Below are 22043 nucleotides of genomic sequence, written 5' to 3'. Positions count from 1 at the left end.
GGTGCCCCGCCCACTGTCCGGTGGGCGGGGCACCCGTGCTCTGTCAGCATCACTTTTGTACCTGTTCGTATGGAGGAGTCACCGTGGCCGTCTCGGTCTTCGACCTGTTCTCGATCGGCATCGGCCCGTCCAGCTCCCACACGGTCGGCCCGATGCGCGCGGCGCGCATGTTCGCCCGCCGGCTGCGCAACGAGGGCCTGCTGGACGCCGTCGCCTCCGTGCGCTGCGAGCTGTACGGCTCGCTCGGCGCGACCGGCCACGGTCACGGCACCCCGAAGGCGGTGCTGCTCGGCCTGGAGGGCGCCTCCCCGCGCACGGTGGACGTGGAGGGCGCGGACGAGCGGGTGGAGGAGATCAAGGCGGCCGGCCGTCTCCGGGTGCTCGGCGAGCGCGAGATCCCGTTCTCCTTCGACGACGACCTGGTCCTGCACCGCCGCAAGGCCCTGCCGTACCACGCCAACGGCATGACCCTGTGGGCGTACGACGCCTCGGGCGCCGAGCTGCTCACCAAGACGTACTACTCGGTCGGCGGCGGCTTCGTCGTGGACGAGGAGGCGGTCGGCGCGGACCGCATCGTGCTGGACGACACGGTGCTGAAGTACCCCTTCCGCACGGGCGACGAGCTGCTGCGCCTGACCAAGGAGACCGGCCTGTCGATCTCCTCCCTGATGCTGGAGAACGAGCGGGCCTGGCGCTCGGAGGAGGAGATCCGCGACGGTCTGCTGGAGATCTGGCAGGTGATGCGCGAGTGCGTGCGCCGGGGCATGTCCCGCGAGGGCATCCTCCCCGGCGGCCTGCGCGTGCGCCGCCGCGCCGCCGTCTCCGCCCGCCAGCTGCGCGCCGAGGGCAACCCGCTCGCGCACGCCATGGAGTGGATCACCCTCTACGCGATGGCCGTCAACGAGGAGAACGCGGCGGGCGGCCGCGTGGTCACCGCCCCCACCAACGGCGCGGCCGGCATCATCCCGGCGGTCCTGCACTACTACGTCAACTTCGTCCCCGGCGCGGACGAGGACGGCGTGATCCGCTTCCTCCTCGCGGCCGGCGCGATCGGCATGCTCTTCAAGGAGAACGCCTCCATCTCCGGCGCCGAGGTCGGCTGCCAGGGCGAGGTCGGCTCCGCCTGCTCCATGGCGGCGGGCGCGCTGGCCGAGGTCCTCGGCGGCTCCCCCGAACAGGTCGAGAACGCCGCCGAGATCGGCATGGAACACAACCTCGGCCTCACCTGCGACCCCGTCGGCGGCCTCGTCCAGATCCCCTGCATCGAACGCAACGGCATGGCCGCCGTGAAGGCCGTCACCGCCGCCAAGATGGCCATGCGCGGCGACGGCGCCCACATGGTCTCCCTCGACAAGGTCATCAAGACGATGAAGGAGACGGGGGCGGACATGAGCGTGAAGTACAAGGAGACGGCTCGGGGCGGGCTCGCGGTGAACATCATCGAGTGCTGACGCGTCAGTCCCGTACGCAGTGATGCCGCGACCCGTCACGAGGGCGCGGCGGGCGCTCGGCCGCCGGCTCGGGGGCGGAGCACCGGCGGATCGATGCCAGGAGCCGGTCGACGTCGGCGGTGGAGTGCGAGAACGACGTCACGAAGCGCACGACGCCGGGCTCCCATCGGTCGTGGTAGAAGGCGTATCCCTCCGAGAGGAGCTCCTTGACGACCGGCGGGGCGAGCGCGCAGAAGACCATGTTCATGCGCGGCTCGCCGCGGAGTTCGACGCCGGGGATGCCCTTCAGGCCGTCCCGGAGCCGGGACGCGTGGGCGTTCGCCCGGCCGGCGTTGCGCAGCCACAGGCCGTCGGACAGATAGGCGTCGAGCTGTGCGGCGTGGAAGCGGGCCTTCGCGGGAAGCTGTCCGGCACGCTTGACGCGGGCGGCGAGCTCGGCGGAGGCGGCGGGGCGGAAGGAGATGACCGCATCGGCGGTCATCGTGCCGTTCTTCGTGGTGCCGAACGACAGCACGTCGACACCGGCCTTCCAGCTCATCTCCGCCGGACTGGCCCCGAGCCGGCTCAGCGCGTTGGCGAACCGGGCCCCGTCCATGTGCACGCCGAGACCGGCGGCCTTGGCCTGCAGGCTCAGCACGCGGATCTCCTCCAGCGTGTAGGCGCCGCCGGTCTCCGTGCCCTGGCTGATGCTCAGCGCCGAGGGCCGCATGCTGTGCACGTCCCCGGCGCCCCGCCGTATCGCGCGCTGCAGGGCGTCGGGGTCGATCTTGCCGTCGGCACCGGGGACGGTGACGACCTTGGAGCCGCCGGTGAAGAACTCGGCGGCCCCGCATTCGTCGTTGTCGATGTGGCTGTCGAGGTGGCACAGAATGCTCCCCCACGGGCGCGCGAGAGACGACAGGGCGAGGCCGTTGGCAGCGGTGCCGGAGGAGACGAGGAAGACGTCGACATCCCGCTCGAAGACCTCCCCGAGCCGACGGCGGACGGCCTCGGTGAAGGAGTCGGCACCGTACGGCGGGGAGTGGCCCGCCGAGGCCGCCGCGACCGCTTCCAGTACTTCGGCGGACGCGCCGAAGGTGTTGTCGCTCAGGAAGTTCCGGCCGGCGCCGTCGTTGGCGTTCATCTCGCTCATCCCGTGTTCAGGTCTCCGTGGAGAGGGCGACGGCGGCCGCGAACGAGGGTGCCGGCGCCGCCAGGTCGTGGATGGCGAAGTCCCGTACCGGGGCCGGGACTTCGGAAACTCCCACATACGGGTCGGTGACCCCGTACGCGAGTCCCGCCCCGGTCGCCTTCAGGTACGCCTCCTTGCGCGTCCACACGCGTGCCAGGGCCCCGGGGCGGTCCGCGTCCGGCAGCGCGCGCAGGGCGCGCCGCTCGCGCGGGTGCAGGGAGGGCAGCAGTTCCTCGGCGATGTCGGGCCGTGGGACGCCTTCGACGTCGGCGCCCACCGTGACCCCCGACACGGCGATCAGGGCGAGCCCGTCGCTGTGCGAGAGCGAGAAGTGGGGGCCGCCGCCCGCCAGGGCGGGCCGTCCGTGGGGCTCGCCGCAGCAGGGGCAGTCCTCACGGACCAGCCCCACCGACTCGGGAGCGAGCCCGGTGTACCCGCCGAGGACCAGGCGGAGGCCGATGTGCGCGGCCCGGTGGCGGTGCCGGTCGCCGGGGCGGCGCAACCGGGCGGAACGCTCGCGTTCCGCCGTGCTCAGCGGCGCCTGCGCGCCCGCCACCAGGTGGCCGCCCACGACCTCCCGGTCCGTGTCCAGCCACCACACGGCCACCTCCCCGCCCTGCGGGGGCGGGCCCGGTTCCGGGAGCGTGTCGTCGAGCGCGTGGCACCGGAAGGGGACACACGCGGGCGGGAGGACGTGCGCCTGCTCAGGCACCGTCTGCTCAGGCACCGTCTGCTCAGGCACCGTCGCCGGTCCCGGCGAGCTCGCGGATGGTGGGCGTACGGAACAGGTCCCGCAGCGGTACGGCCGGCAGCCCTCGGCCGCGCAGCGCGGCGCTGATCCGTACCGCGAGCAGGGAGTTGCCGCCGAGCTCGAAGAAGTCGTCGTCGAGTCCGACCGGCGTGCCCAGCACGGCCGACCAGATCTCCTGGAGCACCGGGGCGGTCCCCGTCTCCCCGGCGGGGGCCGGCGTGGGGGCGGGAGCGGTTCGGGCGGGTTCCGGCAGCCGGGCGGCGTCGAGCTTGCCGTTGGTGGTCAGTGGCAGGGAGTCGAGCGCGGTGACGGTCGCGGGGAGCATGTGGGCGGGCAGCACGGTCGCGGCTCGCTTGCGCACCCCGGCGGTGTCCGCGTCCGCCGGGACGACGTAGGCGTCGAGGCGGGCGGTGGCGGGGTCGCCGGGCTCCTCTCGGCGCACGACGACGGCCGCCGCGCGGATGTCCGGGTCCTCCAGGAGGACGGAACGGATCTCGTCGAGTTCGATGCGGAAGCCACGGATCTTCACCTGGCTGTCGATGCGTCCCAGGTGTTCGAGGGTGCCGTCGGGGCGCAGCCGGCCGAGATCGCCGCTGTGGTACTGGCGGCCGTCCGCGTACGGGTCTGAGGTGAACCGGGCGGCGGTGAGCTCGGGTCTGCCGAGGTAGCCGAGTGCCACGCCCACGCCGCCGACGCGGATCTCTCCGGTGACGCCGGGCGGGACGAGCCGGCCGCGTGTGTCCGTCACGTACAGGTGCCAGCCGGGCAGGGCCGGGCCGACGGACTTCGAGCCGGCCAGGGCCAGTTCCCGGGTCAGGGTCTGCGCGGTGACGTGCACGGTGGTCTCGGTGATGCCGAACATGTTGACCAGGCGGCACTCCTCCTCGGGGTGCCGGTCGAACCAGCGCAGCAGCATGCGGGCGTCCAGCGGCTCGCCGCCGAAGACGACCAGCCGGACGGCGAGCCGGGCATGGTCGGTCTCCAGAAGCTGGGAGAAGGCGGAGGGCGTCTGGCTGAGGACGGTGACCCGCTCGCGCTCCAGCAGGTCGCGGAAGTCCTCGGGTTCGCGGGAGACGGAGTACGGCACGACCACGAGCCGCCCTCCGGTCAGCAGACAGCCCCAGATCTCCCAGACGGAGAAGTCGAACGCACCGGAGTGGAAGAAGGTCCACACGTCGCCCGGGCCGAGACCGTACTCGTCGCGGGTCGCGTCGAGGAGCGCGACGACGTTGCGGTGCGGTACGACGACGCCCTTGGGGCGACCGGTGGAGCCCGAGGTGTAGATGACGTACGCCGGGTCGTCGGGGCCCGTGGCGCCCGGCGGTTCCGCGATGTCGAGCGCGTCACCCGCGTCGAGGAGCGCGTCGGGGGTGACGGGGGTGCCCGCCTCGGCGGGGTGGTCCGCGAGCCGGGTGATCACCAGATCGAGGCCGGCGTCCCGCGCCGTGTGGGCGAGCCGGTCGGCGGGGTAGGCCGGGTCCGTGGGCACGTACGCCGCACCCGCCTTGAGCACGCCGAGCATGGCCACCACGAGTTCGGTGGTCCGCTCCAGGCAGATGCCGACCCGGTCGCCCGGGGCCACCCCGTGCGCCACGAGGCCCCGGGCCAGCCGGCCGGCCAGCCGGTCGAGTTCGCGGTAGGTGAGGGACGTCGTCCCGTCGCCGACCGCCGGGGCGTCGGGGCGTGCGGCGGCCACCCGTGCGAAGGCGTCGCCGAGCCGCTCCGGCACGCCGGCCGGGGTACCGTCCGGCCGGCCGAGGGCCGCGACCCGCTCGCGCTCGACGGCGTCGAGCAGCTCGACGGCGCCGGCGGGTGTCCCGGGGGTCTCGGCGAACTGGCGCAGGACGTGTGCCAGGTGCCGCAGGAACCCCTCGACGGTCTCGGGAGCGAAGTGGCCTCGGCGGTAGGCGGCCCAGAGCCTGCTCCCGGCCCCGACCCCGGTCCCGTCCCCGGCCCCGCGCTCCTCTGCCGCCGCGCGCGGCAGCACGGCGACGGTGAGCGGGAACGGCGGCGCGAGACAGGGCAGGTACTCCCCCGCGTGCGCGGCCGCCGCGGTGGGCTCGATCAGGCCCACGGTCACCGCGCGCTCCGACGGCGGCGGTACGGCGGCACGCAGCGCGGCGAGCGGGATGTCGTCGCGGATCGTGTAGGCGAGGGCGCCACGCCGGTCGCCGGCGACGGTGACGTCACCGGTGGCGCCGTGGCCCTCGTAGCGGTGCAGGGTCAGGGCGAGGGCGGCGAACAGCACGGCCGGGTCCGCGGTGCCCGACGGGTCGTCGGGCAGGTCGAGGGAGCGGGTCTCCCATGTGGTGGCGCCGCGGGTCCCCCCGCCCCAGTCCGGCGCCGGGGCCGCGGCGGGCGGGCGAACGGCCGCACCGGACACGGGACCGGGGTCCTCCCCCGTGAGCAGCGCCTCCACCAGCCGGTCGAGCCCGGCCCGGTCGAGCACCGCGCGGTCGGCGACCACGACCAGGTCCGTGACACCGTCCCGGTAGCGCAGCAGGACGCACCGTACGGCCGCTGTCGGCCGGTTCAGCTCGGCGTTCCGCCGGCGGCGGGCCTCCGGCTCGTCCGAGCGGGCCGCGACCTCCTCCACCCACAGCCGCCACGGGCCCGCCGCGCCCAGGCGGGCGGTCAGCTCGGCGTCGGTCGTCGAACCGTTCGGCCGGACCCGTACGGCGTGGCACTGCTCACCCTCCATGGGGTGTCCTCCCCCTCTTCCGTCAACGTCACGTCTTGCCGGCCGGGCGCCGGTCCCGCGCCTCAGCGCGCGGTGAACCCGCCGTCCACGGTCAGCACCGATCCGGTCACCTGCCGGGCGTCGTCCGAGACGAGGTAGACCACGGCGGCGGCCACGTCCTCGGGTTCGATCAGGGCGTTCATGGGCTGCGCCTCGGTGAACGTCTGCTCGTGCTCGCCCACCCGCACCTCCAGGGCGCGGGCGATCTCGGCGAGCATCCGGCCCTCGGCGGTGGCGTCGTCGCGCACCGAGCCGGGGCACACGGCGTTGACCCGCACCTTGGTGGGCGCGTAGTCGAGGGCCGCGGCCTTCGTCAGTCCGATCAGGCCGTGCTTGGCCGCGACGTAGCCGGCGAAGTGCCGGTAGCCGACCAGACCGGCCGTGGAGGAGACGTTGACGATCGAGCCGGAGCGGCGGGCGCTCATCGCCCCGGCGACCGTACGGATGACCCGGTAGGCGCCCGACAGGTCGACGTCGATCATCAGCGCCCACTCGTCCTCGCGGATCTCGTGCACCGGCTTGCCCGAAGGGGCCGCGATGCCCGCGTTGTTGACGGCGGCGTCGATCCTGCCGAACCGGTCCTCGGCGAGGGCCACGGCGGCCTCCACCGAGGACAGGTCACCGACGTCGCAGGCGGCGGTGAGCACGGTGGCGCCGTGCTTGCGGCACAGCGCGGCGGTGTGTTCCAGCTGGCCGCGGGTGCCCAGCGGGTACGGCACGCCGTCGAGGTCGTCGCACAGGTCCAGGAGCGCGAGGTCGGCGCCCTCGGCGGCGCAGGCGACGGCGGTGGCCCGGCCGAGACCCCGGGCGGCGCCGGTGATCAGGACTGTCCTGCCGGTCAGACGCACAGTTCCTCCGCCGTCCGGTCCAGGTCCTCGGCGAGGATACGGAGCAGCTCCGGCGCCGACCCGGTCAGGTACATGTGGCCGCCGTCGAGCTCCACGGCACAAAAGCCGGCCTCCGTGGTGCGCGCCCACGCCTCGGCCTCCGCGCGGCCGACGAGGGTGTCGGTGCTGCCGCGCAGGCTGGTCACGGGGACCGTGAGCGGCCGGTCGTCGGCCGGCCGGTACGACTCGTGCATCTCGACGTCGGCGCGGAGCGTGGGCAGGATCAGCTCGCGCATCTCCGGGTCCTGGAGGGCCTCGTCGGTGTAGCCGGCGAACTCGTTGACGCGGGCCAGGAAGGCGTCGTCGCCGAGGCCGGTGGCGTGCCGGGAGCGGGGCTCGGCCGGGTGCGGGGAGCCGCTGGCGAAGAGGCGTACGACCGTCACGCCCGGGGTCGCGGTGAGCCGGCGGGTCAGCTCGTACGCGAGGACCGCGCCGAGGCTGTGGCCGAACAGGGCGACGCGGTGCGCCCCCCGGGTGTCACCGAGCGCGGTGAGCAGGCCGGTGAGCAGCCCGTCGGCGGCGGCTGCCGCGTCCCGGTAGGGCTCCTCGTCGATGAGACGCTCGCGGCCCGGCAGCTGGAGCGGCAGGACGTCGAGGCCGAGGGGCTCGGCGAGGCGCTGCCAGGGCCGGAAGAAGGAGGCACCGGCCCCGGCGAAGGGCAGACAGACGAGTGTGGTGCGAGCGGTCATGTCAGTGCCCCTCGGGGGTGCCGGCGGCGAGCCGGGCGTCGTAGGTGACGGGCAGCCTCACCAGTCCGCGGCTGGTGGAATTGTCGAAGAGCCACTCGATCTCCTCGGCGGGCACGGCCAGGCGCAGGCCCGGCAGGCGGCGCAGCAGGGTCGTGAAGGCGATCTGGCCCTCGACCCGGGAGAGCGGCGCGCCGACGCAGAAGTGGGCGCCCTGTCCGAAGGCGAGATGGCGGTTGGCGGTGCGTGTGATGTCCAGCTCGTCCGGGTTCTCGAAGGCCTCGGAGTCCCGGTTGGCGGAGCCCATCAGCAGGTGGACGAAGCTCTCCTTGGGGATGGGGCAGCCGCCCAGCTCCATGTCCTCGGCGGCGACGCGGAGGGTGCCGCGGTACACCGGGGACTCGAAGCGCAGGAACTCCTCGACGGCGGACTCGGCCAGCTCCGGCCGGGTGCGCAGGAGTTCGAGCTGGTCGGGGTGGGTGAGCAGGGCGTGGGTGCCGTTGCCTATGAGGTTGGCGGTGGTCTTGTGCCCGGCGATGATCAGCAGGACGAGGGTGGAGACCAGTTCGTCGTTGGTGAAGCGGTCCTCCTCGTCGGCGGCCCGCACCAGGATGCTCACCAGGTCCTCGCCGAGGTGGGCGCGCCGGTCGGCGAGCAGGTCGATCAGATAGCGTTCGATGTTCTCGCTGGCGTCCTTGAGCTTCTCGTTGGACTCGGCGTCGGGGTACGGGGCGCCGCTGAGCCAGTTGCCCCAGGTGTGCAGCTGCGGCCGGTCCTCGGCCGGGACGCCGAGGAACTCGCAGATGACGCGCATCGGCAGGGCGAAGGCGAACTCCGTCAGGTTCACTTCACCGTGCTCGGGCAAGGCGTCGATGAGCTCGTCGGTGATCTCCTGGATGCGGGGGCGCAGCAGCTCCATCCGGCGCGGGACGAAGGCGCGGCTGACGAGCTTGCGCAGCCGGGTGTGCTCCGGCGGGTCGGCGGTGAGCATGTTGCGCACCAGGACCGGGCTGGAGTCCTTGACGAGGTCGCGGAACCAGGCGGGGGCGTTGTCGACCTTCTTGGACAGCCTCGGGTCGCTGAAGGCCTTGAGCGCGGTCGCGTAGTCGGCGACGACGTAACCCTCGCCGCCCACCGGGTAGTTGATGGCGTGGACCGGGCAGCCGGTGGCGCGCAGCCCGGCGTTGCCGGCGTGGAGGTCGTCGCCCTCGGGGGCGGTGAAGAACTCGGGGGGAAGCTGCTCGGTGATGCGGGGCAGTTCGGTGGTGCGGGGCAGTTCGGTGGTGCGGGGCAGTTCGGTGGTCATCGGGCTTCTCCTTCCTTGTCCGCGGAGGTCTCGTCGGCGGGCGTGGTGCCGGCGGGCACCGTGTCCGCGTACAGCTCCGGGGGGCCGAGCCTGCGGATGCGGGGGCTGAGGGTGGGCAGGGCGGCCAGGCCCGAGACGACGGCCATGGCGGTGAACACCCAGACCGGGCCTGCCTGGTCGAAGATGGTGCCGATGGCGAACACGCCGACCGGGGCGGCGATCATCGACATGAACATCACGGCGCCGAGGACCCGGCCCTGCGCCTTGTCCGGGACCATCGCCGCGAGATAGGCGAGGAACAGGGCGCTGGTGATGGGCCCGCGCAGGAACACGCAGGCGACGATGACGCCGAGCGGGACGAGCCCGGAGACGTTGGCGAGCAGTACGGCGGCCACCGGGCCGATCCACGCGGCGGTCAGGAAGAGCTTGGCCGGTGCGACCTTCTTGATGACCGGGCCCGCGATGAGCGAGCCGACCAGACCGCCGACGCCGGCGATGGACAGCAGCATGCCGGTGTAGCCCGCCGAGGCGCCCCGGCTCTCGGCGGTGGCGATCAGCGCGAGGAAGACGCCCGAGTGGGTGAACGCCATGTTCGAGCCCATGATCCAGACAATCAGCAGCCGCAGGACCGGCTGGCGCGCCAGGATGCGGAAGCCCTCGGCCGTACCGCGCTTCTCCCCCGGGGAGATCTGCTCCACCTTCATCGGCTTGCGGATGAACAGCAGGAGGACCGTGGAGACGAGGAAGCCGATGGAGGCGCTCAGGAACGGGAAGGCGCGCGCCACTCCGAAGAGGGTGCCGCCGATGGGCGGGCCGCCCATGGTCGCGGCGAAGTAGCGGATCTGGTTCTGGGCGGTGGCCTGGGTGAGCTGGGACGGCGGCACGAGCTGCTTGATCGCGGCCAGCCCGGTCGGGTTGGAGATGCCGAGGCAGGCGGCCGAACCCACGGCGACGGCGAAGATGATCGCGGGGTGGGTCTGATCGGCGAAGATCAGGATGCTGAAGAGGCCGAGCAGGACGACCCGGACCACATTGCAGATCATCATGAGCAGCCTGCGGTCCATCCGGTCGGCGAGCGTGCCGCCGGGGATGGAGAGGAGGCTGGCGGTGATGAGCTGGGCCGATCCGACCGCGCCCGCGTAGAAGGCGGAGCCGGTGGACGCCAGGATCAGCAGGGGGTACGCGACCTCCGCCGTCTCCTTCGCGAGCGCGGCGAACGCCTCGCTGGTCCACAGCGCCTGGAAGTCGAGGTTCCGCAGGAGGGGCTTCTCGGCCTTCTCGGCCTGCTCCGGCTGCTGCGCCTTCTCCGGCTGCTCCGCCTGCCCCAGCTGCTCCTGTTCCTTCTGTTCCTCGTCCGCCGCGCTGCCGGGCGGTGTCTGCGAGACCGTCATGAGTCCTTCCTCTCCTTGTGTTCCGCGGCCCGGAAGTCCGCCTTGAGTGCCTCGTCGACGCGCGCGGCCAGCTCGTCCACGTGCGGGGGCCGCAGCATCGACCAGTGGTCGCCGGCGACCGGGACCACGCGCAGCCCCGCCGGGTACAGCCCCGCGAGCCGCCGGCTCAGCCGGGCGGCCGTGCCCGGGCCCGCGTCCGCCTTGAAGAGCACGGCGGGGCAGGTCACCGGGCCGGGCCGGTGGGCCAGTACGGCGGCCTGGCCGGCGAGGAACCGGCGGCGCGCCTCCCGGTCCGCACGGAGCGGCCCGGCGGCCGGCCCCACGCCGAGCAGGGCGTCGAGGCCCGCCCGTACCCCGCCGAGCAGGAAGTCCGGGGCCGCGGCGACGGGCAGCGGCCGTGTGTCGGGCACATAGCCGTCGAGGCTGAACAGCAGGTCCACCGTCCGCCCCTGCCGGATGAGCAGCCGCGCGGTCTCGTGTGCGACCACGGCGCCGAAGGACCAGCCGCCGAGGGTGTACGGACCTTCCGGCTGGGCCCTCAGCAGGGTCCGGGCGTGTGCGGCGGCGAGGGCGCGGACGCTGCCGCCCCCGGGCACGGCCCGCTCCAGGGCCAGCACCGGGCGGTCGTCCGCGGGCGCCAGCCGCGCGGCCAGCTCCCGGTAGGGCAGGGCGTTGCCGAGGGCGTCCGCGACGAGGAGGACGGGGCGTCCGGTGCCCTCCCGCAGGGTGGCCACGCCGGGCGGCGGTGCGTCCTGGACGGGGCCGTCCGGGCCGGGCAGCCGTTGTCCGACGAGCTCGACGAGTCCGGCGAAGGTGCCCTTCCGGGTGAAGTCGGTGACGGAGACCTCCGCGCCCACGCGTTCGCGGACGGCGGTGGTGAGCGCGAGGGCGAGCAGCGACTCCCCGCCGAGCGTGAAGAAGTCGTCCCCGTCGGCCACGGCGGTGACGCCGAGGGTCTGGCACCACACCTCTTCGAGGACGGTCCGCCGGGTTCGGCGTTCGGGTGCCGGGGGCCGGCGGACCGGCTCCGGGCGCGCGGCGCCGTACCGCGCCTCCTGCAGAACCTCGCCCAGGAACGGGTGCGCGGGCAGCGAGCAGCGTGCGGGGCGGCCTCCGTTGCCGGCCCACCGTGCCTCAAGGACCGTCTCCAGGGCGCCGTCGACGCCGAGTTCCCACAGGGCGCCGATCGCGTCGAGAAGCCCGGTCTCGGCGTCGGCGCGCCCGCCGGGGGCGAGCCGTACGGTCCGGTGGCCGGGGTCCCAGCCGGGGGCGGCCCGCAGCGAGCCGGTCATCGAGCCGCCGGGGCCCAGTTCGAGGTAGGTGGTGCAGCCAGCGGCCAGCAGGGTGGCGGTGCCGGTGTCGAGCCGGACCGGCTCGCGCAGATGCGCGGCCCAGTAGCCGGGGGTGGTCGCGGCCCCGGGCTCGGCCCAGACGCCGGTGGTGTTGGAGATGTACGGCAGCCGGGGCGGGCGGAGGGACATCGACGACAGATGGTTCCGCACCGCCTCGGCTGCCGAGTTCATGGCCGGCGAATGGAAGGCTCGCCGGGTGTGGACGGGGGTGACGCGCAGTCCGTTCAGCGCGTCGCCCGCGAGGAGTGCGTCCATGGCGGCCTCGGGGCCCGAGAGCACCGCCGAGCCGTTGCCGCGTACCGCGACGGTGACGGCCGCGTCCGCGCCCGTGCCCGCGCCCGCGCCCGTGGGCAGCCGGCTCTCGACGTCGGCCGGGGCGGCCTCGACCAGAGCCATCCGGCCGGGGGAGGCGTCGCGCATCGCGACGGCCCGCCGGTGCACCAGGCCGACCGCGTCCGGCAGGCTCCACACCCCGGCGAGGGCCGCGGCGGCGTACTCGCCGACGCTGTTGCCGAGCATGGCGTGCGGGGTCACGCCCCACGCGGCCAGCTGGCGCCCGAAGGCGAGGCCCAGGGCGAAGAGGCCGAGCTGCTGGTGGACGGTGTCGGCGTACCAGTCGTCGGCGTCCGGGCCGGCGGACGACGGGACGGTCACGGGGTCGAGGTCCACGCCGCACCGGTCGTACGCGAGGGTGCGGATCTCGTCGAAAGCGGCGCGGAACTCCGGCAGCAGACGGTACGCGGCCTCGCCCGCGGCGCTCTTGAGCGTGCCCTGGCCGGGGAAGAGGAAGGCCACCTTGCCCAGCCGCCGTGTCTCGCCGGGCAGTCCGGCGGCGGCGCTCGCACGCAACGCCTCGGTGGCCCGGGCCGTGTCGTGCGCGACCACGGCCCGGCGGTGCCGGTGGACCCGGCGCCCCGCCAGCGTCCGTGCGACGGCGTCGAGTTCCGGGTCGGCGGCCGGGTCCGCCCCCGCCTCCGCCCCCGCCGCGTCGGCGAAGTGCTGCGCCAGCGCGTCGCCCAGGCCCGCCAGCGCCTCCGTGCTCCCCGCCGACAGCGCCAGCAGCTCCGGCCCGGCGGCCCGCGGCCCGGCGGACCGGCGACGGACGGCCGGTGGCTCGGTCAGCACCGCGTGCGCGTTGGTCCCGCCCACGCCGAACGAGCTGACCGCACCGGCCCTCGACTCCTGTTCCTCGCCGGGCTCCCACGGCTCGAACCGCTCCGTCACCCGGAACGGTGAGCGCTCCAGGTCGAGCAGCGGGTTGGGGGCCGTGTAGTGCGCGGTCGGGTAGATCTCCCGGTGCTCCAGCATGAGCGCCGTCTTGATCAGACCCGTGACACCGGCGGCCGCGCCGGTGTGCCCGACCTGGCCCTTGACGGCGCCGAGCGCGCACCAGCCGGTGTCCCCGCTCGCCGCCCCGAAGACCTCGGTGAGCGCCTGCACTTCGATGGGGTCGCCCAGCCGTGTGGCGGTGCCGTGCGCCTCCACGTGCCCGATGGCGGTGGGGGCCAGACCCGCGGTGTCCAGGGCCGCGCGGACGACCTCGCTCTGGCCGGTGGCGGAGGGCGCGGTGTACGCCATCTTGTCCGCGCCGTCGTTGTTGACCGCCGTACCGGCGATGACGGCGGCGATCCGGTCGCCCTCGCGTACGGCGTCGGCGAGCCGCTTGAGGACGACCACGCCCACGCCCTCGCTGGGCACGGTGCCTGCGGACCGGGCGTCGAACGGACGGCAGTACCCGTCCGGCGCGAGGATTCCGCCGGGTTCGAAGAGGTAGCCCCACTCGCCGTCGGGCATCACGGTGACGCCGCCCGCGAGAGCCGCGTCGCACTCGCCGCCCAGCAGCGCCCGTACCGCGAGGTGGACGGCGGTCAGCGACGTGGAGCAGGCGGTCTGCACGGTGAGGGCGGGCCCGCGCAGGCCGAGCTTGTACGCCACGCGGGTGGCGACGAAGTCCTTCTCCCGCCCGATGTGCCGGGCCAGTTCGCCCAGTTCGGCGTCGTCGCGGCCCGGCCCCGCGCGGTCGGCGCCCGCGTAGACGCCGATCCGGCCGGGGAACCGTACGGGGTCGAGGCCGGCGTCGTCGACGGCCGTGGCCGCGCACTCCAGGAAGACCCGCTGCTGCGGGTCCATCGCCGCCGCCTCCGCCCGGCTGTACCGGAAGAAGGACCAGTCGAAGCGGCGGGAGTCCTCGATGACGCCCATGGCCGGTACGAAGTTGTCCCGGCCCGCGTACGCGGGGTCCACCCCTCGGCGGAGCAGCTCCTCGCGGCCGGGGCGGCTGATGCCGTCCCGGCCGGCCCGCAACAGTGCCCGGAAGGCACGGACATCACGCGCGCCGGGCAGCCGGCAGGCCATCCCGACGACGGCGACGGCGCCCTCGTCGGGGGGCACCGCGGTGCCCCGGACGGGAGAGAGGGGCATGTCAGGCTTCTCCGCCCAGATCGACGTACAGGTGGTCGAGGCCGACGTAACTGAGGTTGGGACCCCACACGGCGGCCTCCTCGGACAGCCGGGCGTGCGGGAACCGCGCGGCCAGCCGGCGCAGCAGGACGGCCGCCTCCAGCCGGGCCAGCGGGGCGCCCACGCAGTAGTGCGGCCCGTGGCCGAAGACCAGGTTCCGGTCCCCGGCCGCCGGTGCGGCGGCGCCGGTGACCGGGCAGGCCGCCGGTGCCCCGGCCTCGTGGACGGCCTCGTCCAGCGGCCCCTGACCGGTGAGGCTCACCAGCACCAGGTCCCCCTGGCGCAGCCGCGCCCCCGCGAACTCCTGGTCGTACGCGACGACCCGGCCCAGATGCCGCAGCGGCGGCCTGCCGACCAGCACCGTTTCCACGAGCCCGGTCACCGCGCCCGGTTCGTCGCGGACGACGGTCTCCCACAGCGCGCGGTCGCCGAGCGCGGTCAGGACCGTGGAGCCGAGCAGCGAGGCGGTGGTCTCCAGGCCGCCGAACAGGCACATGGCCCAGGTCGCGGTGGTCCGGGCCTGGTCCTCCGGCGTGTCGGTGGGGAACCCGTCCAGGGCCCGGGCGCCGGCGAGCGCCTCGGACATCTCCACCATGACCCGGTGGGCGGCCCGCGCGTAGTCGCGGCGGTACATGGCGCCGATGAACAGCGACAGGGTCCGCGACCACTCGTGCAGCACGGGCGGGGGTACGCCGATCCCGACGACGTGGGCCATGACCTTGCCGGAGACGCCCTCGGCCACGGCCGGCACGAGGTCCTGCGGAGCGGTCCCCGCGGCGAGTCCGGTCAGGCACTCGTCCGTGATCTCCTCGACGCGCGGCGCGAGCGACCGTACGTACGAGGCGGAGAACACGCGCTGGACCGGGCGCCGCAGCGCCGTGTGCTCGGGGGCGTCGGCCTGGACGAACCACAGGCGCAGGAACTCGGTGAGCTCCCGGTACTCGGCGCGGGCCGCGTCCGACATGTAGAGCTGGAAGGAGCGCTCGAAGGTCCCGGAGGCGAAGCCGGGATGGCTGAGGACCCGCAGGGCCAGGCGCGGATCGGCCACGACCCAGCAGTCCAGTCCCTCGTCCCACTCCGGCGGCCGCACGCCGTCCGCGAGGGACGGCGGCGGGACCGGCACCGCGGCGGCGGTCACCGCTGCGTGGCCTTCTCGGCGAGCGCGATCAGACCGGCGGGCGTGGGCGACAGCAGGAAGTCCCGCAGCCGTACGTTCACGCCCAGCTCCCGCTTGACCTCGCGCATGAGGCGTACGGCGCCGAGGGAGTTGCCACCGATCATGAAGAAGTCGGTGTCCTCGGCGACGTCGGTCACGGGCTCGCCCTCGATGACGGCGGCGAACAGCTCGGCGACGCGCTCCAGGTCCAGCCCGGCCGGGGCCGCGGCGGCCACGGGCTCCTCGACGGCCGGGGCGGGGGCGGCGGCGGACCGCCTGGCCGACCCGGCCACGGCGACCAGCGCCCGCCGGTCCACCTTGCCGTTGGCGGTCACCGGCAGCCGGTCCACCACGGCCCACAGGTTCGGCACCATGTAGGACGGCAGCGTCTCGGTGAGCAGTTCGCGCAGCGCGACCGCGTCGACGGCCGCACCCGGCATGAGGACGACGGCGGCCACGAGGCGCTTTTCGGCACCCTCTCCGTCGGTCACGACCACCACGGCGTCCTGCACCTCGGGATGCCCGGCGAGCACGTCGCTGACGGCGCTCAGCTCGACCCGGTAGCCGCGCAGCTTGACCTGGTCGTCGGCGCGGCCGAGGAAGCGGAGGCGGCCGCTGGTGTCGACCCTCACCAGGTCGCCGGTGCGGTAGAGGCGCTCGGGCACGTCCGGGGACAGGTGTCCGAACACCCGGGCCGTCTCCGCCTCGTCGCCGAGGTAGCCGTCGGCCAGGCCGTCACCGCCGGTGTAGAGCTCGCCGACCGCGCCGGGCGGGAGCTGACGGCGGCGGGCGTCGAGGACGTAGACGCGGGTGCCGGGCACCGGGCGGCCGATGGGCAGCGGTCCGTCCACGTCCTCCGCCCGCGCCACCGAGTGGGTGGTGGTGAAGGTGGTGTTCTCGGTCGGGCCGTAGCCGTTGGTGACGACGATGCCGGGGTGCCGGGCCAGCAGGCGGGCGGTGTGCTCGTGGGGCACCACGTCGCCGCCGGTCAGCAGCTGGCGCAGGCCGCCGAGGGAGTCCGCGGCGAACTCCTCGACCAGCCGGAAGAGTCCGGCCGTCAGCCAGGCGACGGTGACCCCGCGCTCCTTGAGGAAGGCGGCCAGCTCGGTCGGCGCGGCGAGGCCGGCCGGGTGCACCTCGAGGGCGGCGCCGGTGAGCAGGGCACCCCACAGCTCCAGCGTGGAGGCGTCGAAGGACAGCGGGGAGAGCCGCAGCATCCGCTCGCCGGTGCCGAGGCGGACGTAACCGGCCTCGTGGACCAGGCGGATGACGGCCCGGTGCGGGACGCACACGCCCTTGGGCTGCCCGGTGGAGCCCGAGGTGAAAGCGACGTACGCCAGGCGCGCCGGGTCGGCGGGCGGGGTGGGCACGGCGGCGGCCGGACCGGGCCGCCAGCCGGGCTCCCAGGTCGCGACGGCGGGCACGCCGAGGCCGGCGAAGCGTGCGGCGACCGGGCCGGTGACGGAGCCCGTGAGGGCGGCGACGGGCCGGGCCCGGTCCAGGATCTTGCCGAGATGGCTGTCGGGCAGCGCCGGGTCGATGCCGACGTACGCGGCGCCCGCCCAGGCCACGCCGAGGACGGCGACGGCCTCGGCGACCGAGCGCTCCACGCCCACCAGGACCCGGTCCCCCGGCAGCACGCCGGCGGCGAGCAGCAGACGGGCCTGTTCGGCGGCGGCCTCGGCGAGCCGGCCGTACGTCAGGGTGTGCTCGGCGTCGCGGACGGCGACGGCATCGGGCGTGCGCGCGGCCGCCTCGCGGAAGAGGGCGTCGAGTGAACTCACGGGGAAGTCCCGGCCGCTCGCGTTGATCTCCTCCAGGAGCGCACGGCCCTCGTCGGAGATCCCCCGGACGTCCTCCACCCGGGCGTCGGGGTCGTCGGCGAGCTGGGCGACCGCGGCGCGGAAGTCGACGACGAACGCCTCCGCCTCGGCCTGGTGCCAGACGCTCGTCGCGTACTCCAGGTGGCCGGCGTACGACGGATCGGCATGGCCGATGAGCATGGTCAGGTCGAACTGGGAGCCACCGCCGTGGGCCTCCTCGATGCGGACGCGCAGCGGTCCCGCGGTCAGTTCGCGCGGCACGAGCTGGTCGTGCATGCCGAAGCAGACCTGGACGAGCGGGTGGCAGCCGAGGCTGCGCTCGACGCCGAGGCGGGCGACGAGCTCCTCGAAGGGCAGGTCGCCGGCGTCGATGGCGGCCGCGAGCGAGCGGTGGACGCCGCGCAGGAAGGCGGCGACGTCGAGGTCGTCGGCCACGTCGATCCGTACGGGTACGAGGTTGCCCGTGACGGCGATGAGCCGGCGCAGCTCGGAGCTGCCGCGTCCGAGCAGGGGCACGCCCACCAGGAGGCTGTGGACTCCGGTACGGCGGGCCAGCGTGAGGCCGAAGGCGCCGAGCAGGAAGGCGTACGGGGTGATGCCGAGGGCGCGGGCCCGGGCGGCGACGCGCTCGGTGACGGCCGGGCCGAGGTCGAGGCCGAGGCGGTCGCCGGCGCCGTCCTGGACGGCCGGGCGCTGCCGGTCGGCGGGGAGTTCGAGGACGGACGGCACCCCGTCGAGACGGGCGCGCCAGAACGCGGTCTGGTCGTCCCAGACGCCCCGGGCCTCGGCCTCCCCCTGGTGGCGGCGCAGGGCCGCGAGCGGGGTGCCGAGGTCGCGGGGGACGGCCTGTTCGGCCGCGGTGCCCAGCTCGGTGTACGTCTCCAGGAGCTCGCGCAGCAGCCGGCCGACGGCGTGGCCGTCGAGGACCATGTGGTGCGCGGTGAGGACGAGGGCGCTGCGCTGGTCGGAGACGTCGGCGGGGGCCCAGTAGCCGAACCGGTAGGCGGGGGCGGCGGCCAGGTCGAAGGGCTCGCGGCTGAGGCCGGAGTCCTGGCGGCGGACCTCGTTCTCGAAGGCCTCGGCCGGGCCGGTATAGGTGTGCTCGACGAGCTCGGGGGTGTAGGAGGGCAGGATCTCCTGGACCACGCCGCCGTCGGTCTCGCGCAGGACGGTCCGCAGTCCCTCGTGCCGGGCGACGGTGGCGTGGATGGCCTTGGCGAGCACGTCGCGGTCGAGCCGGCCGCCGTCGGTGAAGCAGCGGAAGACGAGGTTGTACGGGGAGCCGCCGGCCACCTGCTCGATCAGCCACATGCCGCGCTGGGCGGGGGTGAGCGCGTGCCCGGCCGGGCCGCCCGGGTCGTCGGCGGGGGCGTCGGGCTCGGTGGCGGTGACGGATGTGGCGCCGTCGAGGACCCGGGCGAGCGGGGCGTCGCCGAGCAGGTCCATGATCGCCACGCGCAGTCCGAGCTCCTCCCGCAGGACGGCGGCGAGGCGCATGGCGCACAGCGAGTCGCCGCCGAGGGAGATGAAGCTCTCGTCGCCGAAGGCGTCGGGGCCGTCCGGGAGGTCCAGGAGCCCGGCGGCCAGTGAGCGGGCCGTCATCGGGCGGCTCCGCCCTGGGTGCGGGCGGCGGCGAGGAGCGCGGCCCGGTCGCCGGCGGCGGGGGCGGCGGCCGGCTCGGCCGCGGCGGCTATGAGTTCGGCCTGGCTGCCGACCGTGGGCGAGCGGAACAGGTCCATGGTGCGGACCTCGCGGCCGGAGGCCTGGCCGAGGCGCTCGACGAGGAGGACGAGGAGCAGCGAGTCGCCGCCGGACTCGAAGAAGCTGATGTCGTCGGCGACGTCGTCGGTGTCCAGGACCTCGCGCCAGATGGAGCGGACGAGTTCGAGGCGCGCGGCCGGGTCGTCCAGGTCGACGGCCGGAGCGGTGGCGGTGGGACGTACGGACTCTTCGAGCACGGGATTCTCCGGGAAGGTGGCGAGGTCCACGGCGCTGCACCGCAGAGCGTTGAGGAAGTGCTGGACGTCGCCGGTGCCGAACACGTTGACCGGATAGTCCAGGGACAGCGCGAGCCGTCGTCCGTCGGGCGTGTCCTCCAGGCGGACGAACAGGGCCAGGTCGTACTTGATGAACATCGGGTCGAGCGGGCGCAGCCGCCCGGTGACGCCGGGGGCGAGGTCCAGGGACCGGGGCGCCTCGTCGAGGTTGACCAGGACCGGCGACAGCGGCGGCCACAGGGCGTCGCGGTCGGGGTTGAGGGCGGCGGACACCGCGTCCAGCGGCACGTCGCTGTCGACGAACGCCTCCATTCCGCTGACACGTACGCCGGCGAGCAGGTCGTGCCAGGTGTCCTCGGGGCCGACCGTGACCCGGAGCACCACGGTGGTCATGAACATCCCGATCACGTCCGCGGTGGCGGGGTCGTCCCGCCCGGGCCAGGCGAAGGCGATGAGGAAGTCGCGCTGCGGGCCGGTGCGGGCGAGGGCGGCCGCCAGGAGCGAGACGCCGGCCATGAAGGGGGTACAGCCCTGCCGGGCGGCCACCGCCATGGCCCGCGCGGTCGTGCCGGGGTCGAGGGAGGTGGTGAGCGTGGCGCCGAGCAGCGATTCCGCGGACCCGTCGATGGGGGTACGGGGGAAGGGGAGCCGGACCCCGGCGGGTGCGCCGCGCAGCCGGTCGACGACTTCGGCGACCTGCTCGGCGATCTCCTCCGGGTCGCGCTCGGCGACGACGGAAGCGGGGTGCGGCGGTGTGCTCAGCCGTGGCTCGGCCCCGTCGACGGCCGCCCGGTAGAGGGTGCGGACGTCCTCCAGGAGCATGCCGCGGGAGACCCCGTCGAAGACGATGTGGTGCACGTTGAGCACGAGCAGGGTGCGCTCGGCTCCCAGGCGGATGATCTCGGCGCGGGCGGGTGCGTCCTGGGCGAGGTCGAACGGCGCGGCGCTCAGCGCCCGTACCAGGTTGTCGACCTCTTCCCCGGTCCAGCCCTCCGCCTCGGCATCGAGGAAACCGGGCTCGGCCGGCGGGCCGTCGGTGCGGTACTCGACCTGGCGGCGTTTGACGTCGAGCCGGAAGCGGGCCCGGAGCGAAGGGTGCCGGGAGAGGGACCGGCCGACCGCCGACACGAGGGCCCGGTGGTCCACGGGGCCGGTGAACTCGACGACCGTGGGGACCAGTTGGGTGGGACGCAGCAGCTCGTCCCGGTCCAGGACCCACATGCCTTGCTGCACCCGGGTGGCCGGGTACCAGACGTGTCCGGCCGGTGACGTACCGTGCGGTGCCGCGGGCAGCACGAATGGACCCCCGAAATCTGCGGAAGGGACGGACTGGAGAACGGACCGGTGAGGACTCAGCCCCACTGGGAGTCGGCGGCGGTGCCGGGCACCGCGGGGGCGACGCCGCTGGAGACGGCCGCGCCCCACTGGGAGTCGGCGACGACGGCGGTGGCCGGGGCGTCGGTGGCCGGGGCGGCGAGGGCGGTCAGGCCCGCGGTGGCCGTGACCGTCAGGGTGAGAGCGGCGAGAAAGCGGACGGAAGTGCGCTGGAGCATCTTTCTACCTTTGCTTTCCTACGTGGTCAGAAAGTTGGTCCGCGTGGTTCAGACCAGGGTGGTTCCCCAGCCGAAATCTTGCGTCGTCTTTGCGTGTCAGGTCTTGGGGATCCGAGAGGATGATCCTGCATTGCGTAAACCAGCAGGGGGGAAAATGTGCACGAGGGCGGACATAGCGAGTGCGGGAAGCGCGGGTCGGACGGTCGAGATCTGCGCGGACGGCCTTCAGTACTACTCGGACGCACTGCAGGACCGGTCGACGCCCGATGAGTGTCCGCGCTGCCTGCTGGACCTCGGGCTCGTCCAGCGGCTGCCGGACGGGGCGCTGGCCCCGATCCCCCCGCGGCTGGCGGCCGACACGCAGATGGACCAGATGGAACGCGCCATCGAGGAGAAGCAGAACACCCTGTCGGCCATGCGGGCCGCCATCGCCCAGGCGCAGGAGATCTATCTCAACAGTTACGGCAAGGGCGATTCGCATCTGATCCGCGTGGTGCAGGGCGCCAACGCGATCAGCGCCACTCTCTCGGCGGCCGTGCACGCCTGCCAGGAGGAGCTGCTGACGGCACAGCCCGGCGGCGGCCGGCCCCGGGAACTGCTCGACAAGGCGCTCGCCAGCGACCTCGAAGCGATCGGGCGGGGGGTGTCGCAGCGGACGATCTACCAGCACACGATCCGCTCGCACCAGCCCACGCTCACGTACGTCGAGCGCATCGCCGGGGCGGGCGGCGAGGTGCGGACGCTGGACGAGCTCTTCGACCGGCTGATCGTCTGCGACCGCAAGATCGCCTTCATCCCCGATCCCAGCTCGGAGCGCAGCGAGATCGCGCTCGCCGTGGAGCATCCGGGCGTGGTCCGGTATCTGGTCGGCGTCTTCGAGCACGCCTGGCAGCGGGCGACGCCGGTGCGCAACTTCCCCAGCACCCGGCTGCCTCCGCTGCTGACGGACGAGGTGCGCCGGACGATCCTGCGGCACATGGTCAACGGCCATACGGACGAGGCGATCGCGTCCCGGCTCGGTATGAGCACCCGCAGCGTGGCCAACCACATGCGGTGGGCGGCGGAGCTGTTCGGCAGCCGCAGCCGGGCGCAGCTGGCGTACCTGATCGCCAAGAGCGGCTTCCTGGACGACGTACCGGAGTGACGGGGCGACAGGGCCCGCGCGGGAGACGGCTTCACCTTCCCTCCGGCGTCCTGTACGTTGTGCACACAGCACCCTTCCCCGCGCGGCCTCACCCGGCCGTCGCGCCGCGCAGACCGGCTGGTTCCCCGTCGCGCCACGCTGGGCCCCGCCCCGGGTCGTGATCCCGGTGGTACGT

Annotated in this window: 14 protein-coding genes; 2 read left to right on the top strand and 12 right to left on the bottom strand. The window is 74.2% G+C overall.

From position 1 onward, the window contains the following. The first annotated feature begins 83 nt into the window (after positions 1–83). The gene (locus tag AB0898_RS16955) at positions 84–1451 is read left to right on the top strand and encodes an L-serine ammonia-lyase (RefSeq protein WP_366803719.1); all 1368 of its coding nucleotides are present in this window, start codon (positions 84–86) and stop codon (positions 1449–1451) included. 4 nt (positions 1452–1455) lie between these two features. Here the strand turns inward: AB0898_RS16955 and AB0898_RS16950 are convergent, their stop codons facing one another. From AB0898_RS16950 to AB0898_RS16895, 12 genes are all read right to left on the bottom strand, one after another. Then, positions 1456–2583 (bottom strand): low specificity L-threonine aldolase, encoded by a 1128-nt coding sequence (locus AB0898_RS16950; RefSeq protein WP_366803718.1) that lies wholly within the window; start codon positions 2581–2583, stop codon positions 1456–1458. 7 nt (positions 2584–2590) lie between these two features. Next, positions 2591–3349 (bottom strand): 4'-phosphopantetheinyl transferase superfamily protein, encoded by a 759-nt coding sequence (locus tag AB0898_RS16945; RefSeq protein ID WP_366803717.1) that lies wholly within the window; start codon positions 3347–3349, stop codon positions 2591–2593. A gap of 7 nt (positions 3350–3356) precedes the next feature. Further along, entirely contained in the window at positions 3357–6074 is a 2718-nt protein-coding gene (locus AB0898_RS16940; RefSeq protein WP_366803716.1) for an amino acid adenylation domain-containing protein, read from the bottom strand. 62 nt (positions 6075–6136) lie between these two features. Then, on the bottom strand, positions 6137–6961 hold the full coding sequence (locus AB0898_RS16935; RefSeq protein ID WP_366803715.1) for an SDR family oxidoreductase: 825 nt from the start codon (positions 6959–6961) through the stop codon (positions 6137–6139). Continuing rightward, positions 6952–7689, bottom strand: a complete 738-nt coding sequence (locus AB0898_RS16930; protein ID WP_366803714.1) for an alpha/beta fold hydrolase — start codon at positions 7687–7689, stop codon at positions 6952–6954. Before AB0898_RS16930 ends, AB0898_RS16935 begins: the two co-directional genes overlap by 10 nt. 1 nt (position 7690) lies before the next feature. Next, on the bottom strand, positions 7691–8992 hold the full coding sequence (locus tag AB0898_RS16925; protein WP_366803713.1) for a cytochrome P450: 1302 nt from the start codon (positions 8990–8992) through the stop codon (positions 7691–7693). Next, positions 8989–10383 carry an MFS transporter gene (locus tag AB0898_RS16920; RefSeq protein WP_366803712.1) on the bottom strand — a complete coding sequence of 465 codons (1395 nt, stop codon included), beginning with the start codon at positions 10381–10383 and terminating at the stop codon, positions 8989–8991. Before AB0898_RS16920 ends, AB0898_RS16925 begins: the two co-directional genes overlap by 4 nt. Next, on the bottom strand, positions 10380–14156 hold the full coding sequence (locus AB0898_RS16915) for a beta-ketoacyl synthase N-terminal-like domain-containing protein (protein ID WP_366803710.1): 3777 nt from the start codon (positions 14154–14156) through the stop codon (positions 10380–10382). Before AB0898_RS16915 ends, AB0898_RS16920 begins: the two co-directional genes overlap by 4 nt. A gap of 1 nt (position 14157) precedes the next feature. After that, a complete protein-coding gene (locus AB0898_RS16910) occupies positions 14158–15333 on the bottom strand; it encodes a cytochrome P450 (RefSeq protein WP_366803709.1) in 1176 nt (391 codons plus the stop codon). After that, positions 15330–18776, bottom strand: coding sequence for an amino acid adenylation domain-containing protein (locus tag AB0898_RS16905; RefSeq protein ID WP_366803708.1), 3447 nt, complete (start codon positions 18774–18776; stop codon positions 15330–15332). The genes AB0898_RS16910 and AB0898_RS16905 overlap by 4 nt, the downstream gene beginning before the upstream one ends. Next, positions 18773–20467 carry a condensation domain-containing protein gene (locus tag AB0898_RS16900; RefSeq protein ID WP_366803707.1) on the bottom strand — a complete coding sequence of 565 codons (1695 nt, stop codon included), beginning with the start codon at positions 20465–20467 and terminating at the stop codon, positions 18773–18775. The genes AB0898_RS16905 and AB0898_RS16900 overlap by 4 nt, the downstream gene beginning before the upstream one ends. Before the next feature lie 56 nt (positions 20468–20523). Beyond that, complete coding sequence (locus AB0898_RS16895; RefSeq protein ID WP_366803706.1) at positions 20524–20724, bottom strand: hypothetical protein; 201 nt, start codon at positions 20722–20724, stop codon at positions 20524–20526. Positions 20725–20878: 154 nt separating this feature from the next. On the opposite strand from AB0898_RS16895, the gene AB0898_RS16890 reads away from it, so the two are divergent. Further along, on the top strand, positions 20879–21868 hold the full coding sequence (locus AB0898_RS16890; RefSeq protein WP_366803705.1) for a LuxR C-terminal-related transcriptional regulator: 990 nt from the start codon (positions 20879–20881) through the stop codon (positions 21866–21868). Positions 21869–22043 lie beyond the last annotated feature (175 nt).

The organism is Streptomyces sp. NPDC005435, assembly GCF_040703155.1.
Classification (GTDB): Bacteria; Actinomycetota; Actinomycetes; order Streptomycetales; family Streptomycetaceae; genus Streptomyces.
Note: the sequence above shows the minus strand (reverse complement) of the source record. Positions and strands in the feature narration are given on the sequence as shown.